Annotated in this window: 14 protein-coding genes; 7 read left to right on the top strand and 7 right to left on the bottom strand. The window is 62.8% G+C overall.

The genetic code is table 11. The features are described 5' to 3' along the window. The first annotated feature begins 100 nt into the window (after positions 1 to 100). Entirely contained in the window at positions 101 to 2,299 is a 2,199-nt protein-coding gene (locus tag UP09_RS08890) for an SLC26A/SulP transporter family protein (protein WP_245301847.1), read from the top strand. Here UP09_RS08890 and UP09_RS08885 read toward each other — a convergent pair whose 3' ends face one another. Together UP09_RS08885 and UP09_RS08880 are read right to left on the bottom strand one after the other, a co-directional pair. Further along, positions 2,300 to 3,670 carry an NAD(P)/FAD-dependent oxidoreductase gene (locus tag UP09_RS08885; protein ID WP_044537750.1) on the bottom strand — a complete coding sequence of 457 codons (1,371 nt, stop codon included), beginning with the start codon at positions 3,668 to 3,670 and terminating at the stop codon, positions 2,300 to 2,302. 56 nt (positions 3,671 to 3,726) lie between these two features. Then, positions 3,727 to 4,359, bottom strand: coding sequence for a GntR family transcriptional regulator (locus tag UP09_RS08880; protein ID WP_245301845.1), 633 nt, complete (start codon positions 4,357 to 4,359; stop codon positions 3,727 to 3,729). Between the two features lie 196 nt (positions 4,360 to 4,555). Between UP09_RS08880 and UP09_RS08875 the strand changes: the two genes are divergently transcribed. Together UP09_RS08875 and UP09_RS08870 are read left to right on the top strand one after the other, a co-directional pair. After that, positions 4,556 to 5,467, top strand: a complete 912-nt coding sequence (locus UP09_RS08875; protein WP_082070069.1) for a transporter substrate-binding domain-containing protein — start codon at positions 4,556 to 4,558, stop codon at positions 5,465 to 5,467. Between the two features lie 154 nt (positions 5,468 to 5,621). Continuing rightward, complete coding sequence (locus UP09_RS08870) at positions 5,622 to 7,241, top strand: sensor domain-containing diguanylate cyclase (protein WP_245301843.1); 1,620 nt, start codon at positions 5,622 to 5,624, stop codon at positions 7,239 to 7,241. 112 nt (positions 7,242 to 7,353) lie between these two features. Here UP09_RS08870 and UP09_RS08865 read toward each other — a convergent pair whose 3' ends face one another. Next, the gene (locus tag UP09_RS08865) at positions 7,354 to 8,628 is read right to left on the bottom strand and encodes an MFS transporter (protein WP_044537746.1); all 1,275 of its coding nucleotides are present in this window, start codon (positions 8,626 to 8,628) and stop codon (positions 7,354 to 7,356) included. Between the two features lie 151 nt (positions 8,629 to 8,779). Beyond that, entirely contained in the window at positions 8,780 to 9,205 is a 426-nt protein-coding gene (locus UP09_RS08860) for a cupin domain-containing protein (protein WP_156164531.1), read from the bottom strand. Positions 9,206 to 9,275: 70 nt separating this feature from the next. Between UP09_RS08860 and UP09_RS36905 the strand changes: the two genes are divergently transcribed. After that, positions 9,276 to 10,091, top strand: coding sequence for an AraC family transcriptional regulator (locus UP09_RS36905; RefSeq protein ID WP_082070068.1), 816 nt, complete (start codon positions 9,276 to 9,278; stop codon positions 10,089 to 10,091). Positions 10,092 to 10,305: 214 nt separating this feature from the next. Here UP09_RS36905 and UP09_RS08855 read toward each other — a convergent pair whose 3' ends face one another. Beyond that, positions 10,306 to 11,283 carry a Bug family tripartite tricarboxylate transporter substrate binding protein gene (locus UP09_RS08855; RefSeq protein WP_044537796.1) on the bottom strand — a complete coding sequence of 326 codons (978 nt, stop codon included), beginning with the start codon at positions 11,281 to 11,283 and terminating at the stop codon, positions 10,306 to 10,308. A 168-nt stretch (positions 11,284 to 11,451) separates the two neighbouring features. Between UP09_RS08855 and UP09_RS08850 the strand changes: the two genes are divergently transcribed. After that, positions 11,452 to 11,847 carry a carboxymuconolactone decarboxylase family protein gene (locus UP09_RS08850; protein WP_044537745.1) on the top strand — a complete coding sequence of 132 codons (396 nt, stop codon included), beginning with the start codon at positions 11,452 to 11,454 and terminating at the stop codon, positions 11,845 to 11,847. Positions 11,848 to 11,923: 76 nt separating this feature from the next. Here the strand turns inward: UP09_RS08850 and UP09_RS08845 are convergent, their stop codons facing one another. Then, positions 11,924 to 13,420: an NAD-dependent succinate-semialdehyde dehydrogenase gene (locus UP09_RS08845; RefSeq protein WP_044537744.1), complete on the bottom strand. Its 1,497-nt coding sequence runs from the start codon at positions 13,418 to 13,420 to the stop codon at positions 11,924 to 11,926. A 205-nt stretch (positions 13,421 to 13,625) separates the two neighbouring features. Then, a complete protein-coding gene (locus UP09_RS08840) occupies positions 13,626 to 13,946 on the bottom strand; it encodes a hypothetical protein (RefSeq protein ID WP_044537743.1) in 321 nt (106 codons plus the stop codon). Between the two features lie 357 nt (positions 13,947 to 14,303). Here UP09_RS08840 and UP09_RS08835 point away from each other — a divergent pair, with 357 nt between their 5' ends. After that, on the top strand, positions 14,304 to 15,497 hold the full coding sequence (locus UP09_RS08835) for a serine hydrolase domain-containing protein (protein ID WP_044537741.1): 1,194 nt from the start codon (positions 14,304 to 14,306) through the stop codon (positions 15,495 to 15,497). A gap of 226 nt (positions 15,498 to 15,723) precedes the next feature. Next, positions 15,724 to 17,433: an AMP-binding protein gene (locus UP09_RS08830; protein WP_044537740.1), complete on the top strand. Its 1,710-nt coding sequence runs from the start codon at positions 15,724 to 15,726 to the stop codon at positions 17,431 to 17,433. Positions 17,434 to 17,492: the final 59 nt, after the last annotated feature.

Below are 17,492 nucleotides of genomic sequence, written 5' to 3'. Positions count from 1 at the left end.
GGTTCACGTGCGCGCGTTGAGAGGTGCTGTCACAAAAATCCTGTTGTGGTCCTGCGCCGCGCTCGTCTACGACTGACGGCTAGATTTCGGGATATTCTTCGTGATCAGCCGATCGCTTTATTTCGGCTCGCGCGCGCGGCGGGCCTTCAATGATATTCTTGGTGGGAGCGCAGCCAGCGTCCTCAGCATCACGTTCGGCCTGTCCTACGCGCTGTTGATCTTTGCCGGCCCGTTGTCGCCCTATCTGTCCTACGGCGTCGCCGCGGCCTTCATCAGTTCGGCGGTGCTTGCGACATTCATCGCGTTGGGCAGCTCGCTGCCATTTGCGATTGCCGGGCCTGAAAGTTCCACCGCCGCCGTGACGGGAATCCTGGCGACCTCGCTGGTCGAGCGCATCAGTGCCGCGAATCCGTCGGCGCCGCTGCTCGCGCCGGTGCTGATCACGCTCGGCCTGTCGACCGTCGTCACCGGCCTCGTGCTGTGCGGCCTTGGCCTGACGCGGATGGGCCGCGCGATCCGCTATGTGCCCTATCCCGTGGTCGGCGGCTTTCTCGGCGCGACCGGACTGTTGATCGTGCTGGGCGCGATCAGGGTCATCACCGATCACCCCGTGCAGTTCGGCACCCTGTTCCGCTTCACCAACCTCATCACCGTCTCGGAGCTTTGCGCGGCCGGCGCGATGGCGCTGGTGCTGTATCTGACCTGGCACCGCTCGCGGACGCCGCTTGGCTTGCCGATCATCCTGATCGGCGGCGTACTCGTCGCGCATCTGGCGTTCTGGATCGTCGGCATCTCGCCCGAGGAAGCCCGCGCCGCCGGTTGGACCTTCCAGCCGCCGCCGCCCTCGAGCTTCATGCTGCCCTGGCACGTCGACGAGCTGGCGCATTACCCCTGGTCGGCGGTCCCGGACCTGCTCGGCAATCTGATCGCGGTCGTGTTCGTCACCGCGGCCTCGACACTGTTCAACACCACCGGCATCGAGGTTGCCGCGCATCGCGAAGCCAATCTGGAGCGCGAGCTCAACATCACCGGTTTCGCCAATATCATGACCGGTGCGCTGGCCGGCTATGCCGGCTGCATTTCGGTCAGCCGTACGGTCCTCAATTTCTCCAGCGGCGGGCGCGGCCGGCTGTCCGGCTTCACCGTCGCCGCGACGTCGCTCCTGATGCTGGCGGTTGCGCCGGAACTACTCGGCTACATGCCGAAATTCGTGCTCGGCGGGCTGCTGATCTATCTCGGCGCCGACCAGTTGCACAAATGGATCATCGAATCGCGCAAGCGGCTGTCGAAGGCCGAATACGCATCGCTGCTCGCGATCATCGCCATCATCGTCGCCTGGGGATTCGTCCCCGGCATCCTGATCGGCATCATCATCGGCTGCGCGACGTTCGCGTTCAGCGCGGCGCGCATCGAGGCGGTCAAGTACAGCTTCGACGGCTCGGAATATCGCAGTTCCCTGGACCGCTCGCGCGACGACCAGGAGGTGCTGCTGGCCCATGGCGGCAAGATCCGCGGGCTCAACCTGCAAAGCTATTTGTTCTTCGGCTCCGCCAACCGGCTCTACCAGCACGTCAAGGCGTTGCTGCATGAGCATCCGGAGTGCCGCTACCTGCTGTTCGACTTCAAGCTCGTCACCGGCATCGATTCGTCCGCGGCCTATAGTTTCGCGCATATCAAGCGCAGTGCGCACAATGTCGGCGTCGAGCTGGCGCTCGTGCACCTGCCGGCCACAGCCGAGAAGGTGCTGCGCTCCAGCGATTTCATCACCGAAGGCGTCACCATCATCGCCGAGCTCGATCATGCGCTGGAATGGTGCGAGAACGAGCTCATCGCGCAGCATCAAGGGCTTACGCAGGAAGCCGCCAGTCTGCGCGACTGGTTCACGCAGATTCTCGACAGCGAGCGCGACGCCGACGAGCTGATCCGACGCTGCCAGCGCATCGAAGTCGACGCCGGCGAGATCATCGTACGCGCCGGCGACGCCGCCGATTCCATGCACTTCATCCTCGACGGCCGCGTCGGCATCATGGTGCCCGCCGACGACGGCCGCACCACGCGGGTGCGCAGCCTCGGCCCCACCACCACGATCGGTGAGATGGGCCTCGTCTCGCACGCCCCGCGCAGCGCCACGATCCAGGCCGAGGTCGCAAGCGTGCTCTACGTGCTGAACGCGCTCCAGTTCGCAGCGATCAAGGACGAAGACCCCGAGCTCAGCCACAAGCTGTTGACCTATTTCGTCTCCGTGATGGCCGAGCGGCTGACCTTCGCGAACCGCACCATCGCGGTGCTGCGGCGGTAGCTACAGCAAACCGCGGCTGTTAGTCGCCTCCAGCTCGGCCATCAGCGTCTTGTCCTCGTAGCGCGCTAGCGAGAGGCTGCGGGCAAATTCCGGCGCTGGCGCGCCGACGACGGCGCGGGCGCAGAGATCGCCGGCGGCGCACGCGCCCATCGTGCCGTAGCCGGAGAGCGCGGTGGCCAGGAACACACCTGCGGTTTTCGCAGCGCCGATCAGCGGCCAGTTTTCCTTCGTCATCGGATAGTAGCCGCCGTAATGCACGCGGTCGCGCGGCAAGGCGCCGAGATAATGCGCAAGCGCCGGCTGCAACCGGCTCGCCGCGCGCAACACCACTTCGGGGAAATAAGGGTTCAGCTCCGGCTCACGAACCGGCTCGGTTGTTGTTTCTTCATTGAAGGCCCAGCCGAGCTTGATCCATTCGCCGTGATCGCCACCATCGGGCCGACAATGGATGCTGCCGGGCATCGGTTCGAGCAGGCCCGCAAACTCAGGCGCGGATGCGAGCGCCTCGCGCTCGTCGTCGGACCAGGCCAGCGTCTGGCCATCGAGATCGATCGCGAACGGCATCCGGCGGTCGACCGCATGATTGCGATCGGCGAAGGCGATCTTTTGCTGCAGCACGTTGATGATCGGAAGTTGCTCACCGTGCATCGCCGACACGTGCGCCGCGAACGGGCCCGCGGCATTGACGATGATATCGGCCTTGATGGTCTGCCTCGCACCATCCGCCAGCACGTCGACCGCGAACCGGTCGGCCTTGGCGATGCCGAGAACTTTCGCCTGCTGAAACTGCGCGCCTGACAGCCGCATGGTCTCCAGCATGTACTGGCCAAGCTGTTGGCCGCTGATGTCGCCCGCCCTGCGGATATGCAGGCCGGTGGCGACCTCCCGGTCGAATTTCGGATAGTAGGTCTGGATCAGATCGCGACCGAACAGCACGTCGACGCCGTCGGGCGCGCTCTGCCAATCCGCCGATAGCGCCGGCGCATAGGTGCCGCCAGACCCTTCGTGCAGGCGGATCAGCTTTGACGCTGAAGCGCCATAGCCGGCGAACAATTGCTGGAGCAGCTCGTCCGGCTTCTCTTCGCGGGTGACGAGGAAGTAGCCGCGGCGCGTCATGTGGATGCGATTGTCGCTGCGGCGCGCGATGTCTTCCATCAGATCGGTAGAGCGGTTGGTGAAATCGGCCATCGTCGGATGCGGCCACCAATTGCGGTAGTTCTCGCCCGACTGCGCCGACGTCAGCGCCATCGGCTGGCCTTCGTCGACGATCAGCAGGCGCGACCGTTTATGCTGGACGGCGAGATAATAGGCCGTGGCGATGCCGACGATTCCAGCGCCGATCACCAGGATTTCAACGTCGTCAGTCTTCACACGCACTCTCCCAGGGCCTCGCGGCGAGGCCAACGATGTTGATTCGGAAATGGCGATCAACCCTCGGCGCCCGCGTCCCGCGTGGCCTGACGCTGCGCAGACCGCAGCGTCTTCTGGGTCTGCTCGATGTGCTCGCGCAGCAGGCGGATCGCCTTCTCGGTCTCGCCCTCGCGGCACAATTCCAGCAGCCGGTAATGCTCGCGCTGCGGACGCTCCTTGCCGGTCGCGCGCGATACCAAGGCTCGCGTGAAGCGACCGACGTGACCGTAATTCGCTTCGATCATCGTCAGCAGCCGCGGGCGGTTGCACGGCGCGTAGAGCGTCGCATGGAATGTCCAGTTGAAGGCGCCCCATTGCGCCGGATCGGGCTCGCGATCGTAGGAGCGGAGGATCTTCGTCGCCTCATCGAGATCCATCTCGCCCATCGCCGGGATCGCCAGCCGCAGCGCATGGCATTCGAGCGCGATGCGTATTTCGAGCAGCTCCACGACCTCGTCGATCGACAGGTCCGAGACCACAGCGCCGCGATTGGGCAGGATCGTCACAAAACCCTCGGCCTCGAGTTGCCGCAACGCTTCGCGAACCGGGATGCGGCTGGTGCCGAACCGTTCGGCCAGTTCGTCCTGCCGCAGCTGGAGGCCAGGCGCGAGCTCGCCCGAGCTGATCGCGCGACGCAGCGCCTCACGCACCGTATCCGGCGTCGACCCATGCGCTCCAGCGGCTCGCTGTCCTGTAGTGGCTCCCGGTCCCATCCGGTTCCTCGGTGTTGCGGCGGCCCGTGATGTCGCGGCCGCCTACCAGATTGTATAAAATCGATTTGCTGATTATGCAATACTCTGTACAAGGCGGGGTCGATTTCAGTCCGTCTTATCCAAGGGGATCACGATGATTCAGCCGAAGCACATGGCCGCAAAAGCATTGTTCTGCTCGTTCATTCTGGCCGCGGCGATCGTCGTCCCCGCCCAGGCCCAGTCGCTTGGCGGCACGCTGGCCAAGATCAGGGACACCGGCGAAATCCGGCTCGGGCACCGCGATGTGTCGGTGCCATTCTCCTATCTCGACGACAATCAGAAGCCGGTCGGCTTCGCGATGGACCTCTGCGCACGGATCGTCGACGCCGTGAAGAGCGAACTCAAATTGCCATCGCTGCAGACCAGACTGCAGCCGATCCAGCTCTCGACCCAGATTCCGCTGATCGAGAACGGCACCATCGACATCGTCTGCGGTCCCGCGACCAACACGCTGGAGCGGCAGAAGGTGGTGGCCTTCAGCGACACCATCTTCGTCTCGAGCATTCGCGCCGTGGTGCAGAAGGATGCGCCGATCAGGACATTCGAGGATTTGAGCGGTCGGCCGGTGTCGCTGACCTCGGGCTCAACATCGATCGGGCTCTTGGCCGCGCGCGGCCAGGAGAAGAATTTCCAGACCAGGAACATCCTGACCCCGGATCATGGGGCATCGTTCCTCGCGCTGACGACCGGCCGCAGCGAGGCCTTCATCATGGATGACATCCTGCTCGCGAGCCTGATCGCCAATAGCGCCAAGCCCTCCGACTGGCGCATCATCGACGACAGCCTGCGCACCGAGCCCTACGGGTTGATCATTCGCAAGGGCGATCCGGAGTTCAAGGCACTCGTGGACACGACGCTGGCCGCCATGATGAAGAGCAACGCGTTCGGGGAACTCTACGCAAAATGGTTCATGACCCCGATTCCGCCGAGGAACGTGAACCTGAACTTCCCGATGACGGCGCCGTTGAAAGACGCGGTCGCCAATCCGAACGACAAGGGCGTCTGACGGACCGACCCGCGAGAGAATGCACGGCTGTGGGGCAAAACAGCCGGTTCCCGTCAACGGCCTGTTAAGCAGGAACCGAGATCACAAGAGAAATTTCAGGCCTTTGTAGCCCCGAAGGGGTTCGATTGGCGCGTGCTCATTGGGAAACGCCGCCATGTCAGTACCCCATATGTCTGTACCCAGTCTCAAGGTCCGCGGCCGTACGCTGCTGGCCGCCAAGGTCATCTTCAATTTCGGCCAGTCCATCATCGACTGCGTGGTGCGACGGATCACCGACGAAGGCGCGACGATCGAACTTGAAAGCGGGCTCGGTATCCCGGAGCACTTTCAGCTCTCGATCGCTAGCGAAGCCGCGGTGCTTCCGTGCAAACTGGTATGGCAATCGGAAAAGCAGATCGGCGTCACCTTCGAGACGCAACAGGCCGCCGACGCGGCGACAGCCAAGCAGGATGCGTCAGAGGAACGCGGCGGGGACCATGTCGTGCGAAGCCAGATGCTTGCGCTGCGTGCAGCGCTCGATCAGGTGCCGCTCGGCATCGTCCTGCTCGACTCGCGACTGAACGCCCGCTTCATCAACCAGGCCTTTCGGCGGATGTGGGCGCTATCAGACGCGGTCGCCGATCGACATCCATCGTTTGCCGCGCTGATGTTCCACGGTCGCGACACCGGCGCCTATGAAATTCCCGCGGACCGGCTCGAAGCCTATGTCGCCGAGCGCATCGAGCGCGTCGCCAGAAATGAGAGCTTCCAGCAAGACCTGCGCCGCACCAAAGGCGATGTCATCCGCGTGCAGTGCACGCCGCTGCCCGATGGCGGCCGCATGCTGAGCTACATGGAGGTCACCGATATCGTCCGTCAGTCGGACGAGCTGCGCGTGCTGCGCGACGCGCTGGAAAATGTCCAGGATGGCGTGCTGCTGCTCGATGCCGACCTCAAGGCGACCTTCATGAACCAGAAAGTGCGAAAATTCTGGGAGATCGACGAACAGGAGGCGGCGAAACACCCGTCCTATGCCGCATTGATTACCCGCGCGCGGCGGGCCATCGATCCGCACATGTCGCCGAAGGAGCTTGCCAGCTTTGCGACCAAGCGTCTCGCCGAGGTCAAGGCAGGCGATCATGTCCGCGAGTTGCAGACCCCTGATAGTCGACGCCTGCGGGCGCATTGCACCACCATGGCCGGCGGCGGCCGCATGATCACCTACTACGATGTCACCGATCTGATCCGCAACGCCGAGCAGCTCGAACGGCTCGCGACCACCGACCCGCTCACCGGTCTCTACAATCGGCGGCACTTCCTGGAAGCGCTGGACGCCGAGTGGAGCCGCTTCCAACGTTACTACCGCTCGGTGTCGGTGCTGATGGTCGATATCGATCACTTCAAGGACGTCAACGACCGCTACGGACACGCTGTCGGCGACGAGGCGATCAAGGCCATGACCGAGGCCTGCCTTCACGGCAAGCGGAAATCCGACATTGTCGGCCGGGTCGGCGGCGAGGAATTCGCCATCGTGTTGCCGGAGACAAGCCTGTCGCGAGCGAAAATCGTCGCGGAGCGCATCCGCAAGCGTATCGCCGCGCATAAGCTGAGCGCACGCGATGCATCTTTCCACATCACGGCGAGCATCGGCGTCGCCGAGGCCTCCGTCAGCATGTCCGGCATAGAGGCCCTGATGAGCGCCGCCGACCAGGCGCTCTATCAGGCGAAAGCGCAGGGCCGGAACTGCTGCGTGAACTGGTCGCCGCCAGCGCCGGCGAGGCTGGCCGCGGAGTAGGGTATCGACCGCTTTGCGCCGGCGGTGGATCGCCGAACCACGCGACCCCGTCAAGCAGCTTCGGCTGCGGCGATCACCGCTTGCCGCGTACTGCTGTGGTTGCTTCGGAAAACTATCGCAACGCGAAGCGAACGCGTACAGCCCAGAGCGCGGCTCCGCTGACCAGCGCGCCAAACATGACGTAGTAGCTTGGCGAAAGCGGATCACCGCTTATCGAACTCAGGCCCGTGAGCACGAAGGGCGTAAATCCCCCAAAGATGGTCACGCCGAGATTGTAGCTGAGCGAAAGACCGCTCGTACGCATCCTGGCCGGAAAGATCTCGGCCATGAGCGCGGGCAATGGCGCAAAATAGAGCGCAATGACAAGTCCGAGCAGGCCTTGCACAATCACCAATGTGCCGAGTGTCGGAGATTGTTTCACTACGGCGAAGGCCGGATAGGCCAATACGAGCGTCGCAACAGTGCCGATCATCATGGTCGCAGTCCGTCCGATAGAGTCAGACAACGAGCCAATAACCGGCGAGAGAACGAAGATCACGAGGCCGGTGACGATCGTGCCAACAAAGGCGGATGCCGGCTCCATTTGGAATTGCCTTGTTGCATAGGTGGGCATGAAGACAGCTACCCAGATGGTGATCGTCGCCAGGACAATCAGGCCGGAAGCGACCAGAACGCGCACCTTTTCCGATCGGAACATCTCCAGTATCGGCTGTTTGGCTTCCGTTGGCTCAGAGAACTCAGAGGACTCGGTCACGGCCCGGCGAATGTAAATCCCTATCGGCCCTAGCGCCGCGCCGAACAGGAAAGGCACACGCCAACCCCAGGTTTCGAATTGATCGGGTGAAAGGCCCCACGTAAGCAGCGCGCCAAACGCAGATGCCAGCCCCAGCGCAAAACCTTGCGTGGCGGTTTGCCAGCTTGCGATGTAACCTCTGCGATGGGGGTCGTGTTCGGCAAGGAGCGCAGTAGCGCTGCCAAACTCACCTCCGGCCGAGAAGCCCTGCAAAGTTCGCCCTGCCACGACCGCGATTGGCGCGAACACGCCTATGGAGGCGTAACTTGGCGCCAAAGCGATGATGAGCATACCCGCTGTCATCAACAGAAGCGAAAGGCTCATCACCTCCTTTCTACCGATCTTGTCGCCCAAATTACCGAGATAGACAGCACCAAGTGGCCTCACGAAGTACGTGACGCCGAACGTACCCAGAAAGAGCAGAAGCGATGAGGTCTCATTGGCCGCAGGGAAGAAAAGCTTTGCGATCGTCCCAGCCATTGTGCCGTAGATGATCAAATCGAAGCACTCGAACATGTTGCCGAGTGACGCGGCAACGATGGTCTTACCCGGATGCTCTTGCACGCGCGGTAGTTCAGCCGTCATTTCTGCCATATTTTTCCCTGCCTGATATGCCGCACACCGAGCCTGCGATGCGCGGACTTTTGCGCCTCAATTGCATTGCAATAGGGGGTAATCGGCCGCAGCCGATTACCGACCCAACCTGCAATGTTGGAATTTTCAGGAGCGCTTCGGGCGCCGAAAATTATGCGCGAACTGCCCGCATCGGTTTGCGTTCGGATGCTTCGGGACCATCAACGTTGACGACGGTCTCGCCCTTCCCAAGGCGAACGAATACGTAGCGGACGTCATCACCTCCTTGGAGGATCTGACAGCGGTGGACCGCGCGGCGCGGAAAGTAGGCGTAATCGCCCTTGCCCATCTCGAATGACCGGGCACCATTCTCGCCGAAGTCGACACGGATTCGGCCGGAGAGCATGTACATCACGCTGTCGAATTGCTCGTGGTGATGCCACTGGCTAGGCTGATCGAGGGCTGTGACGTGACACTCCCCGACCCATAGGTCGCCAACCTCAAGTGCTTTCTTGCGGTTCTGACCCGGGGTCAATGGACCATCAACGAGCTTGTCTGCGGTGATATATCCGATCTCTTGAAAAAGGCCTGTGCTCACGATTTTTTCCTTGCGACATTGGCGATAATGCACCTCTTGAAAGATGCCGCAGTTAGCCTAGGCTGTTCGGATGCAGATGAACTGCCAATTTCTGTCGCCAACAAGACAGGCCGAGATACTGCCTTTCGAGACCGCCCCGCGGCCGATCGTAGGGTTCGCTTGCGATTACCCCTCGGGCCTGGCGACTGGATTCCACACGCATCCACGAGCGCAATTGCTCTACGCGACTTCGGGCGTCATGCGCGTGGAGACGCCAGATTCCAACTATGTCGTGCCGCCGACGACCGCGCTATTTGTGCCGGCAAATGCGGAACATGCCATCAACATGGATGGCCCTGTAACGATGCGCGCGTTATTTTTGCGGGAAGACGCGGCCACCCACGTGGGCTCGAAATCAAAAGTAATCGCCGTATCCGGATTGCTCCGCGAAGTTGTTGTGGCTGCCTGCGCTGAACCTGTCGAATGGTCGCCGGATGGCCGAGGCCAGCATCTGGCGGCGTTGGCGCTTGACGAGATCGCCAAATCGTCGCCGTTGCCGCTCGGCTTGCCTCTTCCAAGAGATCCGCGCCTACGCCGTGTAATTTCTGCGCTTCGTTCGCATCCCGGTGACGCGAGGAGCCTGGAAGAATGGAGCGAGATCGCCAATGCGTCCAGTCGAACACTGGCTAGAGTATTTCGAGCCGAAACCGGGCTAAGCTTCCGCCAATGGCGTCAGCAGGCGCGATTGACCGAGGCATTGAGCGCGTTGACATTGGGGGTCCCTCCTGCGAAGGCCGCCGCAATCGCCGGGTTCAACAGTGTCCCTGCTTTCGGGGCAGCATTCCGCGAGTTGTTTGGGATAACGCCAGGGCAAGCAAGGTCCCTTCGTTCTGGGGCGCCCCGGTAGGGAAAGCTCCAGGGCAACTCCAATGATCAATGCTGCATAGGCAGACCAAGAAGACGGCAGCCAGACCCCCCGACACCCGCCGACTCGTTCTTAGAGCATGATCCACTCGTACTTAAAGTGTCGGCATAAGATGGATTGGCCTACACGCCGGCCATCATCACGTACTTGATCTCGACATACTCATATGCCGTGACGCGAGCCTTCGCGGCCGCCCTCACTCCTTCAACCCTGCCGCCTCAATCAGGCTTCTCCATTTTTCGATATCGCGGGCGATGAAGCTGGCGAACTCGGCAGGCGTGCCGCCCAGCACCTCGATGCCCTGCGCCTTCAACGCCTCCCGGATCGATGGCTGTTGCAGCGCTTCGTTCGACGCCTTGGCCAGGGTGTCGATGATCTCGGGCGCCGTTCCGGCCGGCGCCAGCAGGCCGATCCAGACGCCGACGTCGAAACCGGTCAAGCCCGCCTCCTCCATGGTCGGAACATCCGGCAGGATGGCCGTACGTTTCGGCTGGCCGACGGCCAGCGCGGTCAATTGGCCGGATGCCACAAAGGGCGCGAGCGGGGCCGCGACGTTGAACATCAGATTGATGCGCCCGGCCAGCAGGTCCGTCACCGCCTGGCTGGCTCCGCCCTGATAGGGCACCGCCACGATGTCGGTCCCCGCCTTCATGTTGAACATCGCGACCGCCATGTGGCTCGCCGTCCACAGTCCGGATGTCCCGAAGGTCAGCTGGCCCGTCTGCTGTTTCGCGAGCGCGATCAGATCGCCCACTGTCTTCACCGGCAAAGACGGGTTGGCCACGAGGACGTTAGGGACGACACCCAGCAGCGCAATCGGCGCGAGCTCCTTGCCGAGGTCAAAGCCGCTCTTCATGCGCGCTGGATTGATGGTGTTGGCCACCGTCGCTACGAACAGGGTTCGGCCGTCATTCGGCGCACGCGCCACCGCTTCCGCCGCGAGCATGCTGCTGTTGCCTGGACGGTTCTCGACAATCACCGGCTTGCCGAGGGCCTCCTCCAGGTGCCTTGCGACCAATCTAGCGACGATGTCGGCGGGCGATGCCGGGCCGAAACCGACGACCAGACGAACCGGTCCTGCCTGATAGGGTGCAGCGTTCGCGGGCGCGAATCCGGACGCCTGAGCAAGCACCAGGAAAATGAAGGCCAGACGCAGGCTGATCGTCCCATTCATTTCGGTTGCTCCGCGCGGCCCAGAGCCGCAGCGGCCAGCCTTGCCCGCGGCCGCGATCACTGTTCATGACGTAGCATTCTCCGGCTATCCTGCCCGTCTGTCACTAGGTCATGTGACTCAGCGATCGCAGCGAGCCTGCTTAACCCGTGCATCCGTCAGGAGAGCGTCATGGAAACAAATCAACATCTTCGCCAGCGCGGCGAGCAGAAGATCGGGGAGATCCTCGGGCAAACCGCCGCCGACGTCGAAAACTCCCTGGGCGAACTCGCGCCAGCGCTGGCGACCTATGTGCTGGAGACGATCTATGGGCAGATCTATCAGTCGCCGACGCTCGATAGCCGGACACGCCAGATCGTCACCGTGGCAAGCCTCGCAACACTTGGCACGGCGGGACCACAATTGCGGACCCACATCGGAGGCGCGTTAAAGTGCGGGGTGACCCGCGAGGAGTTGGTCGAGATCATGGTGCAGCTTGTGCCCTATGCCGGCGTTGCAACCGCGATCAATGGCGTCGCCGCATGCCGTGACGTCTTCGCCAAGCTCGATCGACATCCCGACGCATAGGCCTGTGGCGTATTCCCGGCCGCGGACGATCGGCATCCCGCCGCCCGGCAAAGGCCGGACGACGAGATGGAGCGAGCTACACCCCCGCCATCATCACGTATTTGATCTCGACATATTCATCCATGCCGTGACGCGAGCCTTCGCGGCCGAGGCCGCTTTCCTTGACGCCACCGAACGGTGCGACTTCGGTGGTGATCAGGCCGGTGTTGACGCCGACCATGCCCGACTCCAGCGCTTCGGCGACGCGCCAGACGCGGCCGACGTCACGGGAATAGAAGTAGGAGGCTAGACCGAACGGCGAGTTGTTGCACATCGCGATCACCTCGGCCTCGTCCTTGAAGCGGAACACCGGCGCCAGCGGGCCGAACGTCTCTTCATGCGCGACCAGCGCATCCGGCCTCACATTGGCGAGCACGGTCGGCTCGAAGAACGAGCCGCCGAGCGCGTGGCGTTTGCCGCCGGTGACAATCTTCGCACCACCCTTCACGGCATCCTCGATGTGCTTCTCGACCTTCAGCACGGCGTCCATGTTGATCAGCGGCCCCTGTGTCACGCCGGCTTCCGTACCGTCGCCGACTTTCATCGCCGCGACCTTCTTCGACAGCTTCTCGACGAACTGGTCGTAGATCTTGTCCTGCGCGTAAAGGCGATTGGCACAGACGCAGGTCTGGCCCATGTTGCGATACTTCGAGACCATCGCGCCTTCGACGGCCGCGTCGATATCGGCATCGTCGAACACCACGAAGGGCGCGTTGCCGCCGAGCTCGAGGCCGAGCTTCTTCACGCCGACCGCGGCCTGCTCGTAGAGGATCTTGCCCACTTCAGTGGAGCCGGTGAAGCCGACGAAGCGCACGGCGGGATGCTCGCACAGCACCTTGCCGATCGCCGACGAATTGCCGGTTAGGATATTGAAGACGCCCTTCGGCACGCCGGCCTTTTCCGCAAGCGCGACCAGCGCGAGCGCCGTCAGCGGGGTTTCGTTGGCGGGCTTCAGCACCACGGTGCAGCCGGCTGCCAGCGCCGGCGACACCTTTCGGGTGATCATCGAACACGGGAAATTCCACGGCGTGATCGCGCCGCAGACGCCGATCGGCTGCCGGATCACAAGCAGCCGCGCATCGGGCCGCTGCGTCGGAATGGTCTCGCCGTAGACGCGGCGCGCCTCTTCGGCAAAGAATTCGACATAGGCGCCGCCGATATCGATCTCGCCGAGCGCTTCCGTGAGCGGCTTGCCCTGCTCGGAGGTCAGGATCAGCGCGAGATCCTCGCGGTTGGCCGCGATCAGGTCGAACCATTTGCGCAAGATGTTGGAGCGCTGCTTTGCGGTGAGCTTGGCCCAGGCCGGGAACGCGCGTTCGGCGGCTTCCACCGCCTGCGTCGTCTCCGTGGTGCTCATGACCGGGATTTTTGCCAGTTCCACCCCGTTGACCGGATTGGTCACCGCCCGCGACGGCGTGCCGACCCAGGCGCCATCGATATAGCAGCGGTCGCGCAGCAGCGACGGATCCTTCAGGCGGTCATGGAGGGAGGATGCTGCGGATTGCGAAGCGCGTGCGGCGACGGGCGGGTTCATGGCGTACTCCTCGGCTCTTTGGAAGCGGTTTTCGCCGCCTATATAGGCCGAAACGCAGCCGGATGCATTGTCCGCAAACGCGGCCCTGCTCTAAGTAAATTTGAGATCAGGTTACTTGTCATTCCGGGGCGTCCGAAGGACGAGCCCGGAATCTCGAGATTCCGGGTCTGGTGCTAACGCACCATCCCGGAATGACAGTCTCATATCAGGCGGCGCCGCTCATATAGGTCTCGCGGCGGCCGATCATGCGCTGGGCCGCGGCCTTGGCATCGGCCTTGGTCGAGGTTGCGCAGGTCCGGTATTCGAGGTCGGCCTGCGCCTTGGTATCGCGGCGGCCGAACCAGGATTTCGAGCCGGTCTGCAGCAGCGCCAAGGCCTGCGCGACATTGTCGACCGCCTCGAAAGAGTGCAGCGCGCCGGTACCTGCGTAGCGGACTTCGTAGAGGCCGGGGCTGATCGGCGCTTCGATGTTCTCGCCACGCCCTAGCCGCGGATAGCGCTTCCATTCACTCCAGGTCGAAATCATTGCCGCGTCCCCGCAACCCTCAAGAAAGACGATCAATTTTCGTCAAATGAACTCGATTTGCCGCACCGTTTGTGCAGCGATCTGAATGCGTTAATGAAAAAAATCAGGTACGGAAATCAATCTGCCAATCACGTTACCGTGGTTATTCACAACGGTCACCCGGGATTGCAGCAAAGTCCACCGCAAATCTCCGCGCGTGGTGAATTTCGGTTGCGCGCGGGCCTTGTGCAAGGCCGCTCCCGCGTGCCTCGGCTTCACGAGATCGCGACATCATCATTCCGCGCCCTCCTTGCGGGACCCCGAAAGCGGGAGGATGATCGCCGCCTTCCAAAATAAATAAATCCGGAGGACAACCCCATGCAAAGTAAGGCCCAGATCGATCAGGTGCTGCGTCAGAAGAGCGAGGCCAAGGAGATTCCCGGCGTCGTCGCGATCGCGGCAACCGGCAAGGACATCATCTACCAGGGCGCGTTCGGCAAACGCGACTTGTCCAAGGACGACGCCATGACCGCGGACAGCGTGTTCTGGATCGCCTCGATGACCAAGGCGGTGACATCGGCGGGCGCGATGCAGCTGGTCGAACAGGGCAAGCTGTCGCTCGATGAGCCGATCGGCAAGCTGTTGCCCGACCTCGCCGCGCCGCAGGTGCTCGACGGCTTCGACGCCAAGGGCGAGCCGAAGCTGCGGCCGGCCAAGTCGCCGATCACCCTGCGCAAGCTCATGACCCACACTGCCGGCTTCTGCTACGATTTGTGGAACGCCGACATGGGGAAGTATATGGAGAAGACCGGCACGCCCGGGATCATCTCCTGCTCGAATGCTGCGCTGAAGACGCCGCTCGCGAGCGATCCTGGCACGCGCTGGGAATACGGCATCAATATCGACTTCGTCGGCAAGGCCGTAGAGGCCGCGAGCGGCAAGAAGCTCGATGCGTATTTGCATGACCACATGTTCGCACCGCTCGGCATGAACGACACCGGCTTCAAGATCATGGACAACATGCGCAAGCGGCTGGTCGGCATGCACGCGCGCGGCGAGGACGGAGCATTGGCCGCGATCCCGTTCGAGCTCGAGCAGAATCCGGAATTCCACATGGGCGGCGGCGGCCTCTATTCGACCGCGGCCGACTACATCAAGTTCTGCCAGATGATCCTCAACAAGGGCAAAGGCAACGGCAACCAGGTGCTGAAGCCCGAGACCGTCGCGGCCATGGGGCAGAACCAGATGGGCGATCTCACTGTCGGCAAGCTGACCTCAGCGGCGCCGCCGTTCACCAACGACGTCGACCTCTATCCGGACATGATCAAGAAGTGGGGACTGAGCTTCCTGATCAACACCGCCAAGACGCCGGAAGGCCGCAGCGCCGGCAGCCTCGCCTGGGCCGGTCTCGCCAACACCTATTACTGGATTGATCCGTCGCGCGATGTCTGCGGCGTGATCCTGACGCAGTTGCTGCCATTCGCAGACAAGCACAGCCTGGAAGCCTTCGCGGGCTTCGAGCGCGGCATCTATGCCGGCCTCGATGCCGGCAGCGGGCAGAAGGCGGCTTGAGGCGCGAATGACATAGGTCGCATAGCGACCGCGACGGGACACCGCTCCCTCTCCCCGTTCTTCACGGGGAGAGGGTTGGGGTGAGGGGCTGCTTCCGCGAGTTGTGAGAGCGGTGAGACCTGTACCCCCTCACCCGGATCGCATCTCACGATGCGATCCGACCTCTCCCCGCAGGCGGGGCGAGGTGAAGCGGAGAGCGTTACTCGCTTCGAGAAACATACTAAACATGGAGAAGACAGTCTTGGTATCAAAGGCGGACAGCTACGTTTGCGGCATTTCCGATACGCCGCTGCTCGGGGAAACCATCGGCCGCGCCCTCGACCGCGCGCGTGCGCGCTGGGGCGATCGCGAGGCGCTGGTGTCGCCCAGCCACAATGTGCGCTGGACCTGGAATGAACTCGCCTGTCACGTCGAGGCGCTGGCGGCCGGCTTCCTCGCACTTGGGCTTCAACGCGGCGAGCGGATCGGGATCTGGTCGCTGAACCGCCCCGAATGGACGCTGACGCAATTTGCCGCCGCGAAAGCCGGGCTGATTCTCGTCACCATCAATCCGGCCTATCGCCTGACCGAGCTCGAATTCGCGCTTCGCAAGGTCGGCTGCGCCGCGATCGTGACGGCGACCGCGTTCAAGACCTCGGCCTATATGGAGATGCTGAACACGCTGCTGCCCGAGCTTGCGAGCAGCGAGCCCGGCCATTTGCATTCGGCACGGCTGCCGCAATTGCGCGCCGTGATCCAGATCGGTGGACCGACTGCGCCCGGCACGATTCCATTCGACGAGGTCGCGCGGATGGGCGGGCCGCGGCATCATGAGCAGCTTGCGGCGCTCGCCGAGAGTCTGCAATTCGACGATCCCGTCAACATTCAGTTCACCAGCGGCACGACGGGCTCGCCGAAGGGCGTGACGCTGACCCATCACAACATCCTCAACAACGGCTACTTCACCGGCCTCGCCATGAAGCGGACCGAGCAGGACCGCATCTGCATTCCGGTGCCGCTCTATCACTGCTTCGGCATGGTGATGGGCAACCTCGCTTCGGTCACGCTCGGCACTACGATGGTCTATCCGGGCGAGGGCTTCGATCCGCTGGCGACGCTGACGACGATCGCCCAGGAGAAATGCACGACGCTGTATGGCGTGCCGACCATGTTCATCGCCGAACTCGATCATCCCGAGTTTGCGCGCTTCGACCTGTCATCGCTGCGCACCGGCATTATGGCCGGCGCGCCCTGCCCGATCGAGGTGATGAAGCGCGTCAACACCGAGATGAACATGGGCGAGGTGACGATCGCCTATGGCATGACCGAGACCAGCCCGGTGAGCTTTCAGAGCGCGACCGACGATCCGCTGGAACGGCGCGTCTCCACCGTCGGACGCATCCATCCGCATGTCGAGGTCAAGGTGGTCGATCTCGACGGCAAGGTGGTCTCGCGCGGCGAACGCGGCGAACTCTGCACCCGCGGCTACAGCATCATGCTGGGCTATTGGGACGAGCGTGAGAAGACATCGGATGTGCTCGATGCCAATGGCTGGATGCACACCGGCGATCTCGCCGTGATCGACGACGAGGGCTATTGCAACATCGTCGGCCGCATCAAGGACATGGTCATCCGCGGCGGCGAGAACCTCTATCCCCGCGAGATCGAGGAATTCCTCTACCGCCATCCAAAAATCCAGGACGTGCAGATTTTTGGCGTCGCCGACGAGCGCTATGGCGAGGAGCTGTGCGCCTGGGTCCGGGTGCGGGCGGGCGAGACGCTGACACAGGACGAGGTGCGCGCCTTTTGCCACGGCCAGATCGCCCACAACAAGATCCCGCGCTATGTCGAGTTCGTCGAGGAATTCCCGATGACGGTGACCGGCAAGATCCAGAAATTCGTGATGCGCGACGCGGTTGAGGAGCGGCTTGGGCTGAAAGCGGCGAAGACGGCGTGATGATCGCTCCTTACTTCTCCCTCTCCCCGTTCTTCACGGGGAGAGGGTTGGGGTGAGGG

This window comes from Bradyrhizobium sp. LTSP885, assembly GCF_000938305.1.
In the GTDB taxonomy this organism is placed as follows: domain Bacteria; phylum Pseudomonadota; class Alphaproteobacteria; order Rhizobiales; family Xanthobacteraceae; genus Bradyrhizobium.
The sequence above is the reverse complement of the archived record's forward strand: the minus strand, read 5'-3'. Positions and strand labels throughout refer to the sequence as shown.

Bases quoted from the DNA above. Each gene is read 5' to 3' on its own strand.
- UP09_RS08835 (WP_044537741.1), top strand. From the start codon at position 14,304: ATGCAAAGTAAGGCCCAGATCGATCAGGTGCTGCGTCAGAAGAGCGAG.
- UP09_RS08850 (WP_044537745.1), top strand. From the start codon at position 11,452: ATGGAAACAAATCAACATCTTCGCCAGCGCGGCGAGCAGAAGATCGGG.
- UP09_RS08840 (WP_044537743.1), bottom strand. From the start codon at position 13,946: ATGATTTCGACCTGGAGTGAATGGAAGCGCTATCCGCGGCTAGGGCGT.
- UP09_RS08855 (WP_044537796.1), bottom strand. From the start codon at position 11,283: ATGAATGGGACGATCAGCCTGCGTCTGGCCTTCATTTTCCTGGTGCTT.
- UP09_RS08875 (WP_082070069.1), top strand. From the start codon at position 4,556: ATGATTCAGCCGAAGCACATGGCCGCAAAAGCATTGTTCTGCTCGTTC.
- UP09_RS08870 (WP_245301843.1), top strand. From the start codon at position 5,622: ATGTCAGTACCCCATATGTCTGTACCCAGTCTCAAGGTCCGCGGCCGT.
- UP09_RS08865 (WP_044537746.1), bottom strand. From the start codon at position 8,628: ATGGCAGAAATGACGGCTGAACTACCGCGCGTGCAAGAGCATCCGGGT.
- UP09_RS08845 (WP_044537744.1), bottom strand. From the start codon at position 13,420: ATGAACCCGCCCGTCGCCGCACGCGCTTCGCAATCCGCAGCATCCTCC.
- UP09_RS36905 (WP_082070068.1), top strand. From the start codon at position 9,276: ATGCAGATGAACTGCCAATTTCTGTCGCCAACAAGACAGGCCGAGATA.
- UP09_RS08830 (WP_044537740.1), top strand. From the start codon at position 15,724: ATGGAGAAGACAGTCTTGGTATCAAAGGCGGACAGCTACGTTTGCGGC.